Annotated in this window: 16 protein-coding genes; 13 read left to right on the top strand and 3 right to left on the bottom strand. The window is 38.5% G+C overall.

Annotated features, from left to right (window positions below):
- From NOV28_RS00005 to NOV28_RS00040, 8 genes are all read left to right on the top strand, one after another.
- On the top strand, positions 1–1,192 hold a 1,192-nt coding region (locus NOV28_RS00005; protein ID WP_255926262.1), incomplete at its 5' end, for a hypothetical protein.
- 429 nt (positions 1,193–1,621) lie between these two features.
- Positions 1,622–1,819 carry a hypothetical protein gene (locus tag NOV28_RS00010; RefSeq protein WP_255926264.1) on the top strand — a complete coding sequence of 66 codons (198 nt, stop codon included), beginning with the start codon at positions 1,622–1,624 and terminating at the stop codon, positions 1,817–1,819.
- Positions 1,820–1,898: 79 nt separating this feature from the next.
- On the top strand, positions 1,899–2,444 hold the full coding sequence (rfbC, locus tag NOV28_RS00015; protein WP_255926266.1) for a dTDP-4-dehydrorhamnose 3,5-epimerase: 546 nt from the start codon (positions 1,899–1,901) through the stop codon (positions 2,442–2,444).
- 215 nt (positions 2,445–2,659) lie between these two features.
- Positions 2,660–3,013, top strand: coding sequence for a four helix bundle protein (locus NOV28_RS00020; RefSeq protein ID WP_255926268.1), 354 nt, complete (start codon positions 2,660–2,662; stop codon positions 3,011–3,013).
- Between the two features lie 66 nt (positions 3,014–3,079).
- Positions 3,080–4,174 (top strand): dTDP-glucose 4,6-dehydratase, encoded by a 1,095-nt coding sequence (rfbB, locus tag NOV28_RS00025; RefSeq protein ID WP_255926270.1) that lies wholly within the window; start codon positions 3,080–3,082, stop codon positions 4,172–4,174.
- Positions 4,175–4,236: 62 nt separating this feature from the next.
- Positions 4,237–5,094 carry a glucose-1-phosphate thymidylyltransferase RfbA gene (gene rfbA / locus NOV28_RS00030; protein WP_255926272.1) on the top strand — a complete coding sequence of 286 codons (858 nt, stop codon included), beginning with the start codon at positions 4,237–4,239 and terminating at the stop codon, positions 5,092–5,094.
- Between the two features lie 114 nt (positions 5,095–5,208).
- Complete coding sequence (rimO, locus tag NOV28_RS00035) at positions 5,209–6,510, top strand: 30S ribosomal protein S12 methylthiotransferase RimO (protein ID WP_255926274.1); 1,302 nt, start codon at positions 5,209–5,211, stop codon at positions 6,508–6,510.
- 523 nt (positions 6,511–7,033) lie between these two features.
- Entirely contained in the window at positions 7,034–7,405 is a 372-nt protein-coding gene (locus tag NOV28_RS00040) for a septal ring lytic transglycosylase RlpA family protein (RefSeq protein ID WP_255926276.1), read from the top strand.
- Positions 7,406–7,468: 63 nt separating this feature from the next.
- Here the strand turns inward: NOV28_RS00040 and NOV28_RS00045 are convergent, their stop codons facing one another.
- From NOV28_RS00045 to porX, 3 genes are all read right to left on the bottom strand, one after another.
- On the bottom strand, positions 7,469–8,158 hold the full coding sequence (locus NOV28_RS00045) for a YciE/YciF ferroxidase family protein (protein WP_255926278.1): 690 nt from the start codon (positions 8,156–8,158) through the stop codon (positions 7,469–7,471).
- A 240-nt stretch (positions 8,159–8,398) separates the two neighbouring features.
- Entirely contained in the window at positions 8,399–9,163 is a 765-nt protein-coding gene (locus NOV28_RS00050) for an exodeoxyribonuclease III (RefSeq protein WP_255926280.1), read from the bottom strand.
- A gap of 134 nt (positions 9,164–9,297) precedes the next feature.
- The gene (gene porX, locus NOV28_RS00055) at positions 9,298–10,839 is read right to left on the bottom strand and encodes a T9SS response regulator signal transducer PorX (RefSeq protein WP_255926282.1); all 1,542 of its coding nucleotides are present in this window, start codon (positions 10,837–10,839) and stop codon (positions 9,298–9,300) included.
- Between the two features lie 213 nt (positions 10,840–11,052).
- Here porX and NOV28_RS00060 point away from each other — a divergent pair, with 213 nt between their 5' ends.
- The 5 genes from NOV28_RS00060 (at position 11,053) to efp (ending at position 16,238) form a co-directional block, all read left to right on the top strand.
- Complete coding sequence (locus tag NOV28_RS00060) at positions 11,053–12,267, top strand: HD domain-containing protein (RefSeq protein WP_255926284.1); 1,215 nt, start codon at positions 11,053–11,055, stop codon at positions 12,265–12,267.
- A 161-nt stretch (positions 12,268–12,428) separates the two neighbouring features.
- Positions 12,429–13,460: a UDP-3-O-(3-hydroxymyristoyl)glucosamine N-acyltransferase gene (gene lpxD / locus NOV28_RS00065; protein WP_255926286.1), complete on the top strand. Its 1,032-nt coding sequence runs from the start codon at positions 12,429–12,431 to the stop codon at positions 13,458–13,460.
- Positions 13,453–14,850 (top strand): bifunctional UDP-3-O-[3-hydroxymyristoyl] N-acetylglucosamine deacetylase/3-hydroxyacyl-ACP dehydratase, encoded by a 1,398-nt coding sequence (locus tag NOV28_RS00070; RefSeq protein WP_255926288.1) that lies wholly within the window; start codon positions 13,453–13,455, stop codon positions 14,848–14,850. Before lpxD ends, NOV28_RS00070 begins: the two co-directional genes overlap by 8 nt.
- The gene (gene lpxA / locus NOV28_RS00075; protein WP_255926290.1) at positions 14,851–15,639 is read left to right on the top strand and encodes an acyl-ACP--UDP-N-acetylglucosamine O-acyltransferase; all 789 of its coding nucleotides are present in this window, start codon (positions 14,851–14,853) and stop codon (positions 15,637–15,639) included.
- Positions 15,640–15,674: 35 nt separating this feature from the next.
- Positions 15,675–16,238 carry an elongation factor P gene (efp, locus tag NOV28_RS00080; protein WP_255926292.1) on the top strand — a complete coding sequence of 188 codons (564 nt, stop codon included), beginning with the start codon at positions 15,675–15,677 and terminating at the stop codon, positions 16,236–16,238.
- The last annotated feature ends 44 nt before the right edge of the window (positions 16,239–16,282 follow it).

Consider the following 16,282-nt stretch of genomic DNA (forward strand, 5'->3'; position numbering starts at 1 on the left):
AATGGACAGCAAGCCCATGCTAAGGCAAGCACTTTTCCTGCCCGCTTTTCCACATCCGACAACAACAGCAGTAAAATATCAAGAAAAAATTCTACTTTTGAAGTGTACTGAAAATGGGGAGCTTACACACACACTTGAACTTCTATTGTTTTTATATGTCAGGATAATTTCTCATTTTTGTAGAAATGAATCATATAACGCATTGAATATGAAATTTTTAGTTTCTTCCGGAGAACTCCAGAAAGCACTTGAAATCATCAGCGGGGCAGTAGCAGCATCTGCTGATGAATCGAAAAGGATGGCGCAAAAACTTGAAAAGGCTACCAACGGCTTTTTGCAGGATAACAGCCAGTATTTTATACCAACTGCCCAAATCGGTGGATATGCCGAGGATTTGAAGCAAAGAAGCAGTGATTACTGCGACGCAGTGGAGCAGTTCCTCGGTGTGGGGATGTGGAATTCCTTCTGGTTCTCAGGGGAAAAGAATACTCTAGAAACGATTTGGAAAGCAGCGCAGCATCAGATACAGGAAATTGTCGGTGATCTGCTAATGGAAGTGTTTGTAAGGAATGAAGTCAAAAATTTTGACAGCATCGTGAGCGCAATTCTTAAAAAACACCACTGGAAAGCCTTTGCTGGTTTCCATGCATTGTCGGTCACATCTCCTGAGTACCGTTTATCTGCGGTGAACATCCTTAATGCCCTTCTCAAAGGAATACAGGCACAATGGTCTGCATTTGAAAAACTGGAAGGCCAAAGGCCGTATCTCGACAGCCTCCTTTGTCTGCTGACGCACATGCTGAATGTGGTGGGAGATTTTTTAGAATCCTTTAAAGAAGCTACGGACGGGGTAAGCACCGCAGGAGAGCCAAAAGGGGAGGACACAGATGCAGCGCAAAACAGTGGAGAATATCCTGCCTGGATCTTCAGTTCACGGAAGGCGTTTGAAAAATTTTCTGCCATTCACAGAGACTTTTGCAGTTCCATCTCTGATATCGCATTCTTGTACCGAAAATTCTTTGAGGAGCGGTTAATCATTATTGGTATGAGCGGTTTCCAGGAATGGTACAACCATTGGACCGCACGCAAAAAAGAATATTGGAGCCAGTTTAAAACCATGAACCGACTGGCAGTGCCCAAACGTTTACAGCTGTACGAAATGACGCTGCAAAAATACCTCGATGCCGCCTGACCATACTGTTAATAAATATACAAAACACCGCTTTTGCGGTGTTTCCCTTTTGTTATGCCATAACCTACGGCATGGCCGGTGGCAACACTTAAAAAGGTAAAAGAACATTACTGATGAGTAGTCTCCAGGTATTTTTAGGGGTCGGATATGGAGGCGGGGCAAGGGATGAAGAAGAGATTTCGGTAAGGATGGTAGGTAGATAAAGGGTACATACTGAGTACATAGTAGCTATCTGGTGGCTGCAATACGGACAGAGGGGTGGTGCACACCTCGGTACGCTGCAGCCACCTCCCGGTCTGGTGGAAGAAGCAAGGCAGGGAAGTCCCGATTTAAGGAGGGTAATTAGTCCTGTTTGGGACGCTCAAAAGTCCTGTTTTGTCCTGAATCCTTTGCATCGATCGCCGGATCTTTGTTAAAAATTTGTAAACGATGAGAAAGATTGTTAAACCCGCAGATGTCGCACTCATTTTTGGAATCAGCCCAAGACAGGCTTCCCGGATTCTCGCCACGCTAAGAAAAACTTTGGGAAAAGAAAAACACCACTGTGTAACCGTTACCGAATTCGTAACACACTTTGGGCTCCCGAGGAACGAAATGGAAGATGTTATTTTTTATAATGACAATTGAGCCGGCGCAAATTGCACCACAGGAAGAAAAACCTTCTGAAAATTGCATATATTTGCAAAAGTGAAAAACGATATGATCAATGAAAATAAAACCGACCCCACTCCAAGACTGCTACATAATAGAACCCACAATTTTCGAAGACGAAAGAGGGTATTTCTATGAAAAATTCAATGAGCAAAAATTTGAAGAGCTTACCGGAATGAATGGCCATTTTGTGCAGGACAATATTTCCAAATCTTCTTATGGAGTTTTGCGAGGTATTCATTTGCAAAAAGGCGAACATGCACAGGCAAAATTGGTTTCTTGTCTCGAAGGGAAAGTTTTCGATGTTGCGGTAGATTTGCGAGAAGATTCCCCAACTTTCGGACAATGGTTCGGGGTGGAATTGACTCCGGAAAATAAATTGCAGCTCTATGTTCCTAGAGGTTTCGGTCATGGTTTTTCCGTATTGAGTGAAACTGCAATTTTTTCTTATAAATGCGATAATTTCTACCATAAAGAATCGGAAGGAAGTGTTATCTGGAACGATAAAGACCTCAATATCGACTGGAAATTACCAGCAGATAAGGTGCTTCTTTCTGAAAAAGACAGCCAATTGCCTACTTTCGCGGAGAAGAATTTTTGAGGAAAGGTTAGAAAGTTAAGAGGTTAAATAGTTAGAAAGCATATTTGTTTTAAGAAAATTAACTGAAAACCAATTTAGTGAGTAGCCAAACTCGACTAACCCTATTAGACCTAACCAAGCCGCCTAACTTAACCTACACAACCTTTTTTCCAAATATTGCACCAACCCTCTAACTACTTAACCTCTTAACTTTCTAACCTTCTAACCCCAAAAGAATGACCTCCCACAAAGACTTACAGGTTTATCAAGAATCTTTGCTGTTGGTGAAAGATGTTTATTCCTTAGTGGCTCTTTTTCCAAAGGATGAGCTTTTCGGATTAACTTCGCAAATGAAAAGATGTGCGATTTCAATCCCATCCAATATCGCAGAAGGCGGCGGAAGAAAGGGTGGTGCTGAATTTATGAGATTTTTGTATATTTCTTTGGGTTCTTTAAGCGAATTAGAAACTCAATTAGATATCGCCGTAATGCTTAATTTTTGTGAAAAAAGAGAAGATATAATCAAAAGAATATTCTACATTAAAAACATGCTGTCAAAACTTATCATAAGTCTAAACAAAACCAAATAAACATTATAACCTCTTAACCACTTAACCTTCTAACCCCTTAACCTTTTAACTTTTTTACCATAAAAAATGAAAAATATCATCATCACCGGAGGTGCCGGATTTATCGGTTCCCACGTCGTAAGAGAATTTGTTAAAAATAATACGGACAAGAAAATCATCAACCTTGATGCATTAACCTACGCCGGAAATCTTGAGAACCTAAAAGACATCGAAAACGAACCCAACTACGTTTTCGAAAAAGCAGATATTACCAAAGTAGACGAACTTCGTAAAGTATTTGAGAAACACCAACCCGATGCAGTTGTTCATTTAGCTGCAGAAAGCCACGTGGACCGAAGCATCACCGATCCTAATGCATTTATTAACACCAATGTTGTAGGAACTGCCAATTTATTGAATCTCTGTAAAGAATTCTGGACCTTAAATCCCGAACATTCCCACGGAAATTTCCCGGACGGACCACGCGGGAATTTGTTCTACCATGTTTCTACCGATGAGGTTTATGGGAGTTTAGGTGAAACAGGATTTTTCTTAGAAACTACCGCTTACGATCCACAATCGCCCTATTCTGCAAGTAAAGCCGCTTCCGATCACTTGGTTCGAGCTTATGGAAACACTTACGGAATGCCGTTTATGGTGTCCAATTGCTCCAATAACTACGGTCCCAATCACTTCCCGGAAAAGCTGATTCCGCTTTGTATTTCGAATATCATTAATGAAAAACCGCTTCCAATTTACGGTGACGGAAAATATACCAGAGACTGGCTTTTCGTTATCGACCATGCTAAAGCGATTCACCAATTGTTTTTTGAAGCAAAAACCGGGGAAACCTACAATATCGGAGGTTTCAACGAATGGCAAAACATCGATTTAGTAAAAGAACTCATCAAACAGATGGATGAAAAACTAGGAAAACCAGCGGGCTACTCCGAAAAACTGATTACCTATGTGAAAGACCGTCCAGGCCACGATAAGCGTTACGCCATTGATGCTACCAAAATCAATAAAGACTTGGGCTGGAAACCATCCGTAACTTTCGAACAAGGATTAAGCAAAACCATTGACTGGTTCCTCGAAAATAAAGAATGGCTGGAGAATGTGACGAGTGGTTCTTATCAGGATTATTATAATGAGCAATATGCAGAACGCAGCAAACAATAAGCATTTAATATTAGATTAAATCCGGCTTAAAGCATTTTGCCTATAGCCTAAAGCATAAAAAAATGAAAGGAATTATACTCGCCGGAGGATCCGGTACCCGACTTTATCCATTGACGATTGCGGTAAGTAAGCAGTTGATGCCGGTTTACGACAAGCCGATGATTTATTATCCGCTTTCCACATTGTTGCTTGCGGGGATTAAGGATATATTGATTATCACCACACCTCATGATCAGGAAGGATTCATTAAGCTTTTAGGCGATGGATCTGCGATTGGTTGTAATATTCAGTACAAAGTGCAGCCTTCACCGGATGGTTTAGCGCAGGCTTTTATTTTGGGAGAAGAATTTATCGGTAATGATTCTGTGGCACTCGTTTTGGGCGATAATATATTTTATGGCGCCGGATTGCCGAAATTATTGGAGAGTAAAACTAATGTTAAAGGCGGATGTGTCTTTGCGTATCAGGTTACCGATCCGGAAAGATATGGCGTTGTGGAATTTGATGAAAACTTAAAAGCTATCTCTATTGAGGAAAAACCAGCAGATCCGAAATCTAATTTTGCCGTTCCTGGTTTGTATTTTTATGATAATTCAGTGGTTGAAATTGCGAAAAACCTTAAACCATCTCCTCGCGGTGAACTTGAAATCACGGATGTGAATAAGATTTATCTTGAAAAAGGACAGTTGGAAGTAGGCGTGATGTCTCGCGGAACCGCTTGGCTGGACACCGGAACTTTCGATTCTTTACACGAAGCGTCTGAATTTGTGAAAGTTTTGGAGAAAAGACAAGGTTTCAAAATTTCTTGTATCGAAGAAATTGCATATATAAAAGGTTTCATCAATAAAGAGCAACTTTTGGAATCTGCGAAGAAATATGGTAAAAGCGGTTATGGCGATTATTTGAAAGGAATCGTATAAACCATTTTAAATGAAATATTTAGAAAGACTTTAAGCGCAACCTTAAAGTCTTTTTTTATTCCTAAATTTGCACCCTGAAATATTAATCTGTTTTTTCTATTAAAATATACATCCATGCGTACAAAATCCGTCGGCAAAAAGAAAATCAATATCGTCACTTTAGGCTGCTCCAAAAATGTTTATGACTCCGAAGTTCTGATGGGACAGTTGCAAGCCAACGGAAAAGAGGTTGTACACGAAGATCGCGGCGATATCGTGGTGATCAATACTTGCGGTTTCATCGATAATGCCAAAGAAGAATCCATCAACACGATTTTGGAATATGTAGAAGCCAAAAATCGTGGCGAAGTAGAGAAAGTTTTCGTTACCGGTTGCCTTTCTGAAAGGTATAAGCCGGATTTGGTCCGCGAAATTCCCGATGTAGACCAGTATTTCGGAACCAGAGATTTGCCGATTTTGCTCAAACATCTGGGTGCAGATTATAAACATGAGTTGGTGGGTGAAAGAATGACGACCACGCCAAAACACTACGCCTATTTGAAAATCGCGGAAGGTTGCGACCGGCCGTGTTCTTTCTGCGCAATCCCTTTGATGAGAGGTAAAAATATTTCCACCCCGATTGAAAATTTGGTGATTGAAGCAGAAAAATTGGCAAAAAAAGGAGTGAAAGAACTCATCCTTATTGCACAGGATTTAACGTATTACGGGCTTGATCTTTACAAAAAAAGAGCTTTAGGCGATTTGCTTTTGCGTTTGGTAAAAGTAGAAGGAATTGAGTGGATTCGTTTGCATTACGCGTTTCCAACAGGGTTTCCGGAGGATGTTTTAGAAATCATTAAAAACGAACCTAAAGTTTGTAACTATATTGATATTCCTTTGCAGCACATCAACTCCGATATTTTGAAGGCGATGAAACGAGGAACAACGCATGAAAAAACCAATGCTTTATTGGATAAATTCCGTGAGAAAGTTCCGGATATGGCGATTAGAACGACTTTAATTGTAGGCTTTCCGGGAGAAACGGAAGAGAAATTCCAGGAAATGAAAGAGTGGGTTCGAACTCAGCGTTTCGACCGACTTGGCTGTTTTACCTATTCTCACGAAGAAAATACGACTGCTTTTGTTTTGGAAGATGATGTTCCACAAGAAGTGAAGGAAGCCCGTGTAGAAGAGATTATGGAGTTACAATCGCAGATTTCATGGGAGAAAAATCAAGAGAAAATTGGGAAGACGTTCCGATGTATCTTTGATAGAAAAGAAGGAAATTACTTCGTGGGAAGAACCGAATTTGATTCTCCGGACGTTGATAATACCGTTTTGGTACCCGCAGAAAACACTTATTTATCGATCGGAGAATTTGCAGATATCAAGATTACTTCAGCTGAAGAGTTTGATTTGTACGGTGAACTCGTTTAAAATCAGAATTATAAAGAATAAAAAACCAGTGAATTTCATTGGTTTTTTTGTTTTCATGAGAATTGCACTTTAAATTTTTGTTAAAATTTAGATAAAAATACAACTTAGATACTTTGTCTGCTAAAAGTGGGAAGAGCAGAATCACCACCAATAAAAGGCTCAGAAGGATTTTGTTGCTCTTTTTATTGAATTATCACCCTTTTTGTTTTGTTAATGGTTTGATGATGTTTTAAAGAAGTTATCGCAGATTTTCAAAAAAGTACATATTTGTTAAAGTGTTGATTATTAATTGAATGAATGGTTAGGAAAACCGAAACTATGCAATGAATTGTTAATTACGTTAACTTTTGAACCTTGTTTTTAACACTTTTTAACAAATCTTCTCGATTCCCATAAATAGGGCAATTGGAAGAGTCTTTAACATAAAATTAAGAATTTATTAACAGAGTTTAACAGTTTGGTTGTGGTGAAAAATGATTTCGGGATAAATTTGCAGAGTCAAAACCAATTAAAATAATTCAAAATGATGAAAAGAGCGATTCTCGTAATCATAATGATGATTTCAACACTTGGTATTTATTCTTTCAACAAGTATAATGCCAATGATGCCAAAACAAGTTTTGCATCGTTCTACCACGATAAGTTTAATGGTAGAAAAACAGCAAGCGGAGAGATTTTCAGTAACAAGAAACTTACCGCAGCGCACAGAACGCTTCCTTTCGGTACCGTAATTGAGGTTACGAATCTGAGAACAGGGAAAAGTGTAGAAGTGAGAATCAACGACCGCGGTCCGTTCCACTCCTCCAGAGCGTTGGATTTATCCAAAGCAGCGTTCGATTCAATTGGAAATACCGCCAGAGGCACGATGCCAGTTGAATACGAAATTGTCGATTAAGATCCACTAAGGAAAACAAAAAAAGCCGTCCCAATTTTTGGGACGGCTTTTTATTTTAGACTTTTATTTCGCATCTAAATTAATTTCTGATACTGCGAGTTCTGTTAGATCTACATCACAGTTTTTTTCTTCGTTAAGCGTGGCCACAAGTAATTCCATTGCTTCCGGCTCGTCAAGATGTTTAGCATATGTAGCTAAGGTTCCGTAAGACGCAATTTCGTAGTGTTCTACCTTTTGCGCTGCAGCAATAATAGCGGCATCCCGAACCGCACCTGGTTCTGTTTCTTCTAAAATGCCTTCAGCCTCTTTCAGCAAACCGTCCATCGCATCACATTTTTCAGCTTTTGCTTTCTCGCCTAGCGCTTTAAACACATCCTCAAGCCTTGCAACATGGTTCTGGGTTTCTTCCAAATGTTTATTGATTGCTTGAGTAAGTTTTTTTGAAGTAGCGTTCTTAGCCATCTTTGGAAGGTTTTTTACCAATGCTTTTTCAGCCCAATAAATATCCTTTAAACCATCCATTAAGAATTCTCTTAAGTTTTCAGCAGCATCACTTGCAGGCTTTACTTTATTGGTTGCTTTGGTAGAAGTTTTTGCGGATTTAGCTTTGGAACTTGTGCTTTTTTTCGTACTTGCAGCTGTTTTCGTAGATGATGCTTTTGTAGAAGCAGCTTTTCCGGTAGTGGATTTTGCAGCGGAACTTTTAGCAGCCGTTGACTTGGAGGAGCCGGCTTTTGTCGTAGTCTTTGCCATAATGTTTAATTTTTTAATATTAATATGTTGTGAATTGGTTTTCTGGTTTTAACAAAATCTATACCAGTAAGATTGAGTCGGATGTACTGTTTTTTCAAGTTTGGGAGCTTTCTGTGCTTTTTATTAGAGTTGCTCTCGTAGTTAAACCTCTTTTCTTAGATTGGTTTTGAGATGTCCTTTAAATCTTTCTTTGTTTCCGAATTCAGTACATAGTCGACACAAAATATGTCCATTAAGATTTTAAAATTCTAATTCCACCAAAACAGGACAATGATCCGAATGAACAGCTTCTTTTAAAATAACCGCTCGAGAAAGCTTTTCTTTTAGGGTATAGGAAACAAAATTGTAGTCTAATCTCCAACCTTTGTTTCGCTCCCGAGAATTTTGTCGATAGCTCCACCAGGAATAATTATCGGGCTGATCATTAAAAAACCGGAAACTGTCGATCAGTTCACATTCGTTGATGAATTTCGTCATCCATTCTCTTTCCATCGGTAAGAATCCGGAAGTGTTTTTCAAACCTTCAGGATTATGAATGTCAATCGCTTGATGACAAATATTAAAATCGCCTGAAATGATGAGGTTTGGGATGGTTTTTCTTAATTCATTAATATACACCAAGAAGTCTTCGCAAAACTGCATTTTGAAGCCTAATCTTTCGATATTGGAAGCAGAAGGAACGTACACCGAAAAGACAGAGAAACCTTCGAAATCAGCTCTCATTACTCTTCCTTCGCTGTCGTAACGCTCGATGCCGCAACCATATTCTACATGAAGAGGTTCAATTTTAGAGGCGATTCCTACGCCGGAATACCCTTTTCGCTGCGCAGAATGCCAATAACTTTTGTAGCCGATTTTTTCTAAACTTTCGATATCGATTTGGTCGTTTCCGGCTTTGCTTTCTTGGATGCAAATAACGTCTGGATCAGCGATTTTCAGCCAGCCGAGGAAATCTTTGGTGAAAGCAGCACGAATTCCGTTCACGTTGTATGATATAATTCTCATTGAATCTTTTTAAATTTTTCCAAAATTACAAAAGCGATTTTGATTCGACCGAAATCTATCCCACAAAAAAGGCGGAAAAAACATTACGTTTCTTCCGCCCATTGGAACCCAAATTAAATAAACTATGAAAAAAACTATTTGGGCTCCATAATGCTGATCGGGATAATCACTTCTTCCAATGAAATTCCGCCGTGTTGGTAGGTTTCTTTGTAATAATTCACAAAGTGGTTGTAATTTTTCGGATATGCTAAAAAAGTATTGTTCTTGGCGAAAATATATTTTGAACTTAGATTTCCTTTTGGTAAAAATAGTTTTTCAGGGTTTGAAATCGCCCAAACATCACTGTTTTCGTAGGTTAAACTTCTTCCGGTTTTGTATCGTATGTTGGTTGAAGTTTCGCGGTCGCCGACCACTTTGCTTGGTTTTTTTACATAAATTGTCCCATGATCGGTAGTAATAACCAGTTTGAAACCATTATCAGCAGCTTGTTTGATGATTTTAAGCAGCGATGAATTTTCGAACCAGTTATACGTTAATGATCGGAAAGTTTTATCATCCCGAATCAATTGGTTGACGATGACGTTATCGGTTTTCGCGTGGGAAAGGATATCGATAAAGTTGTATACAATCACCAATAAATCGTTGTTTTTGTGTTGGTTGAAATCTTCCAATACCTTTTTCTCGAAATCTGCATTCAAAATTTTTAGGTATTTCATCGATTTTCCAGATAATCCGAGGCGTTTCATTTGATCTTCCAGGAAATCTCTTTCGTGCTCGTTTTTGTTGCCTTCTTCATTGTCATTAAACCAATATTGTGGAAATCTTTTCTCGATTTCTGAAGGTAAAAGTCCGGCGAAGAAAGAGTTTCTCGCATATTGAGTTGCCGTCGGAAGGATACTGAAATAGTAATCCTCCGAGGTTTTGTTGTAAAATTTGGTAAACAAAGGTTCGATGACTTTCCATTGATCGTAACGCAAATTATCGATCATGAGGAGCAGCACTTTATCGTTTTCCACCTCATTTTTCACTTTTTCTTTGAAAAGCGTGTGGCTCATCATTGGTTTTTCGTTGGTATGAAGCCAATCTTCATAGTTGTTTTCAATGAATTTAGAAAACTGAATGTTTGCTTCTTCTTTTTGAGATTGGAGCAGATCTGAAAATTCATTATCAAATACTTTATCGAATTTGATTTCCCAATTCAGGATTTTCTTGTAATATTCTGCCCAATCCTGATATGTTTTCAGGTAAGAAAGTTCCATCGAAAGGTTGCGGAATTCCTGCTGATATTCTTGAATGGTTTGCTGTTCCACCAAAGATTCTTCCTGAAGATTTTTCTTTAAAGACAATAAAACCTGGTTGGGATTTACCGGTTTCAGGATATAATCGGCGATTTGGGAACCGATGGCTTGTTCCATGATTCGTTCTTCTTCGTTTTTGGTCACCATCACGATTTTAATCGCTGAATCAATATTTTTAATCATCGGAATGGCTTCCAAACCGGAGATTCCGGGCATATTCTCGTCGAGTAAAGCTAATTGAAAGTTTTCTTTTTCGATCATTTCCAACGCTTCATTCACGTTGTTTACGGAGGTTACTTGGTAACCTTTGTTTTCTAAAAATACAATATGAGGTTTCAGTAAATCTACTTCATCATCAATCCATATCAATTTTGCCATACAATAAATTTAAATTTTAAAAGATGCAGTTTCCTTATACTTAACTGCTTTTCAGAAGTCCAAAAATACAACCAAAGATTGCCAATTTTGTTTTAAGTACAAGTTAAAGTTCCGTTAAATTTAAATCTCAAATGACCGAAAATTAATGGGTTTTACAATTTCTTTAAGCATAGAAATCCTTAAATTTGTACGCAATCATTCAATTTTCACTTCATGACCAACAAATTCAAAATCATCAACGATCCGGTACACGGTTTCATCAAAATTCCTCATGAAATCTTGTTCGATGTCATTGAGCATCGTTATTTTCAACGTTTGCGGCGTATTTCCCAAACCGGATTATTGAATCTTATCTTTCCTGGAGCTACCCACACGAGGTTTCATCATGCATTGGGTGCGATGCATTTGATGTTTACGGCTTTGGAAACTTTGAAATTGAAAGGAGTTGAGATTTCCAAAGAAGAAGAAAAATCGGCGATGTTGGCTATTTTGCTTCATGATGTTGGTCACGGCCCGTTTTCTCACGCGTTGGAAAATATGTTGATGGACGATTGGCATCACGAAAAACTGTCGCTATTGCTGATGAGTAAAATGAATGAAGAGTTTGGTGGTGCTTTATCCATGGCGATGGAAATGTTTCAGGGGAAATATCATCGGAAGTTTTTTAATCAACTGATTTCTTCCCAATTGGATGTGGATCGGTTGGATTATTTGAAACGCGACAGCTTCTACACCGGCGTTTCTGAAGGAAATGTAAACACGCAGCGAATTATTTCGATGATGAATGTTTCGGATGATGAATTGGTGATTGATGCGAAAGGAATTTACTCCATCGAAAATTATTTAACGGCGAGAATGTTCATGTATTGGCAGGTTTATTACCACAAAACTTCGGCTTTGGCGGAGCATCTTTTGGTGAAAATTTTGGATCGTGCGAAATTCTTAATTTCTGAAGGAAAAGATTTGCCCGCTTCTGAAAATTTGAAATATTTTTTAACCAGAAACCAGTTCGAAACCGCTTCGGATGAGGATATCCGAAGATTTACGGAGTTGGATGATAATGATGTGATTCAGGCGATGAAATTCTGGTCCAAGAATGAAGATTTCGTACTTTCTTACCTTTGTAAAAGCGTGATTCAAAGGAATTTTCTGAAAACTAAGATCTCTTCGAAGCCGTTTGATGCTGCGTTTATTAATGAAAAAATTGAAAAAACCAATGCTGTTTTTGGGATTGATAATGGAGATCAGCTTGTAGATCAAATCTCCCGAAGTCTTTTGCCTTATAATACCGAAAAGCAACCGATTTATTTATTATTGAAAAATGGTGAAAAAATCACGCTTGAAAATTCGGAAAACCAAATTCTTTCTTCTTACATCAACCAGCCAAATACGAAGTATATTCTGTCTTTTCCGAGAGAAATATTGTAAATTACTGTTGTGTAATAGGTTGACTTTTATCAAGATATCGTTTCAAAGCTATTCTTGATGAAACGATCAATTGAAAATTTTATTACAGTTTTTTCTATTTTTTCAAATCAAAATTTTCAAAAAAGTATTGCGTAATTCATAATTTCTTATCTTTGCAGGATATGGAATTTACAGCATCGCAGATTGCAGCTTTTATCAACGGGAAAATTATTGGCGACGAAAACACCACTATTACAGGGGTTTCGCCGATAGAAAGCGGTGAACATAATCACCTGTCTTTTATTGCCCAGGAAAGATTTGCAGATCATATCTACAACACAAAATGCTCCGTTCTCATTGTTTCAGAAAAATTATTAACCAAAGACTCTTATCCTGTTACCATTATCGCTGTAGAAGATGCTTATCTTTCTTTTCAGGTGCTAATGAATCTTTATATGGAGATGCAGGGCCGCAAAACCGGTATTGAACAAGGTGCGGTGTTCCACGAAACCTCTGTAGTAGGCGAGAATGTGTATGTAGGAGCTTTTACTTGTGTTTCTGAAAAAGTGAAAATAGGTGACGGAAGCCAGATTTATCCTCATGTTTATATCGGGAAAAATGTAAAAATCGGAAAGAATTGTATTTTGTACAGTGGCGTTCGGGTTTACGATTATTGCGTCATTGGTGACAATTGCGTGGTTCATTCCAATACCGTAATAGGTTCGGATGGATTTGGATTTCAGCCGACCAAGGATGGTTACCAGAAAATTCCGCAACTTGGGAATGTAGTTTTGGAAGATAACGTGGAAATTGGCTCCAATTGCAGTATCGATCGCGGAACCATCGGTTCTACGGTAATTGGCAAGGGAACCAAGATTGATAATTTGATCCAAATTGCCCACAACGTAAAAATTGGGGAGAATAATGTGATTGCAGCACAAGCAGGAATTGCAGGATCTACCGTGATTGGCGACTGGAACCAAATCGGTGGTCAGGTTGGAATTGTAGGACATATCAACATTGGAAATCAGGTAAAAATTCAGGCACAAAGTGGAGTGAATTCCAATACCAAAGATGGCGAAATTCTTTATGGTTCACCTGCGATCAATGCCGGCGAATACAGAAGGAATTATGTTCATTTCCGCAACTTTACCGAGATTGTAAAACGCATCAATAACTTAGAAAACAACTCAAAAGATAACCCTAATGAGTGATAAACAAAAAACTTTAAAAGAAGAAGTTTCTCTTTCAGGGATCGGACTTCATACCGGAAGAGAAGTTGTTCTTACTCTTAAACCTGCAAAAGAAAATACCGGATTTGTGTTCGTAAGAACCGATTTGGAAGGTCACCCGCAAGTGGAAGCTGATGTTAATTATGTCACTACTACCGAAAGAGGGACTACCCTAGAAAAACTTGGTGTAAGAATTCATACTTGTGAGCATGTTCTGGCAGCTTTAGTAGGTTGTGATATCGACAACGCTATTCTCGAAATGAACAGTGCTGAACCGCCCATTTTAGACGGATCGTCTAAATTTTTTGTGGAAGCTATCGAAAAGGCAGGAATCGTAGAGCAAAACTTTGACCGCGAATATCTCGTTGTGAAAGAAGTTCTCAATTATATCGATGCTGCTACAGGATCTGAAATCACGATTATCCCTTCCGATACTTACGAAGTGACTACCATGGTCGATTTTGGAACTAAGGTTTTGGGAACCCAAAATGCCACTTTAAAAGATATTTCTGAATTTAAAGAAGAAATTTCTTCTGCCCGTACTTTTAGTTTCCTTCATGAGTTGGAAATGCTATTGGATGCAGGCTTGATCAAAGGTGGAGATATATCGAATGCGATTGTGTATGTGGATAAAGAATTGACTGCGGATACTGCAGATAAACTTAAAAAAGCTTTCGGAAAAGACGATGTTTCGATTCGTCCGAATGGAATTTTAGATAATCTTACTTTAAATTATCCCAATGAAGCTGCACGTCATAAATTACTTGATGTGATTGGTGATTTGGCTTTGGTAGGAGTGAAAATTAAAGGAAAAGTGATCGCCAACAAACCGGGACATTTTGTAAATACTCAGTTTGCCAAGAAGCTTAACCGTCAATGGAAACTTCAGAAAAAGAAAAACGTTCCGGATATCGACATCAACAAAGAACCGGTATTTGATATTAACGGAATCATGAGATTGATGCCGCATCGTCCACCGTTTTTGTTGATTGATAAAATTTTGGAACTTTCAGATTCTCATGTCGTTGGATTGAAAAATGTGACGATGAACGAACCGTTTTTCGTAGGACATTTCCCAAAAGAGCCTGTAATGCCTGGAGTTTTGCAGGTAGAAGCTTTAGCACAAACCGGTGGAATTTTGGTTTTGGCGAGTGTGCCGGATCCGGAAAATTATTCTACCTATTTTATCAAAATCGATAAAGTAAAATTCAAGAAAAAAGTAGTTCCTGGCGATACCATGATATTTAAAATAGAACTCATCTCTCCGATTAGAAGAGGGATTGTTCATATGCAAGGTTATGGTTATGTAGGCGATAGTGTAGTAGTAGAAGCGGAACTGATGGCACAAGTTGCAAAAAATAAACCGGACTAAATGGTACATCAATTAGCTGCCGTAGATAAACGGGCAAAAATTAATAAAAACGTAATTGTAGAGCCTTTCACCACCATCGCAGGTGATGTGGAGATTGGTGAAGGAACTTGGATTGGTCCTAATGTGACCATCATGGACGGAGCTAGAATCGGCAAAAACTGCCGCATTTTCCCTGGAACTGTGATCTCTGCAATTCCCCAGGATTTGAAATTTGATGGTGAAGATACTCAGGTGATTATCGGCGACGGAACCACTATCCGCGAATCGGTTACTATCAATCGCGGTACGAAAGCTTTAGGTTATACCAAGATCGGAAACGATTGTCTGATTATGGCCACTTCGCACATCGCTCACGATTGCATCATCGGAAATGGCGTAATCATCGTCAATGGTTGTGGAATCGCTGGACATGTAGAAATCGGTGATTTTACCGTAATGGGAGGACTTTCCGCAGTGCACCAGTTCGGAAAAATTGGTAAACATGTGATGATTTCCGGAGGAACTTTGGTAAGAAAAGATATTCCACCTTACGTAAAAGTAGCGCGAGAACCTATGACTTATGCAGGAATTAATTCCGTAGGATTAAGAAGAAGAGGTTTTACGAATGAGAAAATATTTGAAATCCAGAAAATTTATAGGGCTATCTTCCAAATGAAAATGAATGTTTCCCAAGCTTCAAGTTACATTGAAAAAGAAATGCTTCCTACCGCCGAACGCGATGAAATTTTAGAGTTTATTAAAAATTCTCCGCGCGGTATTGTGAAAGGTTACGGAACCGGAAAAGAATAAAGAATCAAAATAATAAATATATTCAAACTAATTAAATGGCAACAAGCAACGATATCAAAAAAGGAATGTGTATCGAGTATAGCAACGATATCTTCAAAATTATTGAATTTCTTCACGTAAAACCAGGAAAAGGACCGGCTTTCGTTAGAACCAAAATGAAATCGGTGACTAATGGAAAAGTTCTTGATAATACTTTTTCTGCAGGACATAAAATTGACGAAGTAAAGGTGATTACCAGAAAATTCCAATATCTTTATGACGATGAAAACGGGTACCACTTTATGAATAACGACGATTTTTCTCAGTTGTATCTTGATAAAGAAATGATCGAAAACGCTCAATTTATGAAAGCGGGTGAAGAAGTAACTATTATCCTTAAAGATATTGACGAAACTCCACTTTCTGCTGAGATTCCACCAACAGTATATTTAGATGTAATCGAAGCAGATCCAGGTGTAAAAGGAAATACCGCAACCAATGCTTTGAAAAATGCGATCGTAGAAACCGGAGCGAGAGTGATGGTTCCTTTGTTCATCGAAGCTGGCGACAAAATTAAAGTCAATACCGAAGACGGAACTTACTTGGAAAGAGTAAAATAATTCCAATTTATTTATTGAAATTCAGGGGGATTGTTGAACCCAAC

It is taken from the genome of Kaistella montana, from assembly GCF_024436175.1.
In the GTDB taxonomy this organism is placed as follows: domain Bacteria; phylum Bacteroidota; class Bacteroidia; order Flavobacteriales; family Weeksellaceae; genus Kaistella; species Kaistella montana.

Excerpts from the sequence above, each read along its gene's own strand:
- NOV28_RS00010 (WP_255926264.1), top strand. The coding sequence starts at position 1,622 with ATGAGAAAGATTGTTAAACCCGCAGATGTCGCACTCATTTTTGGAATC.
- rfbC (WP_255926266.1), top strand. The coding sequence starts at position 1,899 with ATGAAAATAAAACCGACCCCACTCCAAGACTGCTACATAATAGAACCC.
- NOV28_RS00020 (WP_255926268.1), top strand. The coding sequence starts at position 2,660 with ATGACCTCCCACAAAGACTTACAGGTTTATCAAGAATCTTTGCTGTTG.
- rfbB (WP_255926270.1), top strand. The coding sequence starts at position 3,080 with ATGAAAAATATCATCATCACCGGAGGTGCCGGATTTATCGGTTCCCAC.
- rfbA (WP_255926272.1), top strand. The coding sequence starts at position 4,237 with ATGAAAGGAATTATACTCGCCGGAGGATCCGGTACCCGACTTTATCCA.
- rimO (WP_255926274.1), top strand. The coding sequence starts at position 5,209 with ATGCGTACAAAATCCGTCGGCAAAAAGAAAATCAATATCGTCACTTTA.
- NOV28_RS00040 (WP_255926276.1), top strand. The coding sequence starts at position 7,034 with ATGATGAAAAGAGCGATTCTCGTAATCATAATGATGATTTCAACACTT.
- NOV28_RS00045 (WP_255926278.1), bottom strand. The coding sequence starts at position 8,158 with ATGGCAAAGACTACGACAAAAGCCGGCTCCTCCAAGTCAACGGCTGCT.
- NOV28_RS00050 (WP_255926280.1), bottom strand. The coding sequence starts at position 9,163 with ATGAGAATTATATCATACAACGTGAACGGAATTCGTGCTGCTTTCACC.
- porX (WP_255926282.1), bottom strand. The coding sequence starts at position 10,839 with ATGGCAAAATTGATATGGATTGATGATGAAGTAGATTTACTGAAACCT.
- NOV28_RS00060 (WP_255926284.1), top strand. The coding sequence starts at position 11,053 with ATGACCAACAAATTCAAAATCATCAACGATCCGGTACACGGTTTCATC.
- lpxD (WP_255926286.1), top strand. The coding sequence starts at position 12,429 with ATGGAATTTACAGCATCGCAGATTGCAGCTTTTATCAACGGGAAAATT.
- NOV28_RS00070 (WP_255926288.1), top strand. The coding sequence starts at position 13,453 with ATGAGTGATAAACAAAAAACTTTAAAAGAAGAAGTTTCTCTTTCAGGG.
- lpxA (WP_255926290.1), top strand. The coding sequence starts at position 14,851 with ATGGTACATCAATTAGCTGCCGTAGATAAACGGGCAAAAATTAATAAA.
- efp (WP_255926292.1), top strand. The coding sequence starts at position 15,675 with ATGGCAACAAGCAACGATATCAAAAAAGGAATGTGTATCGAGTATAGC.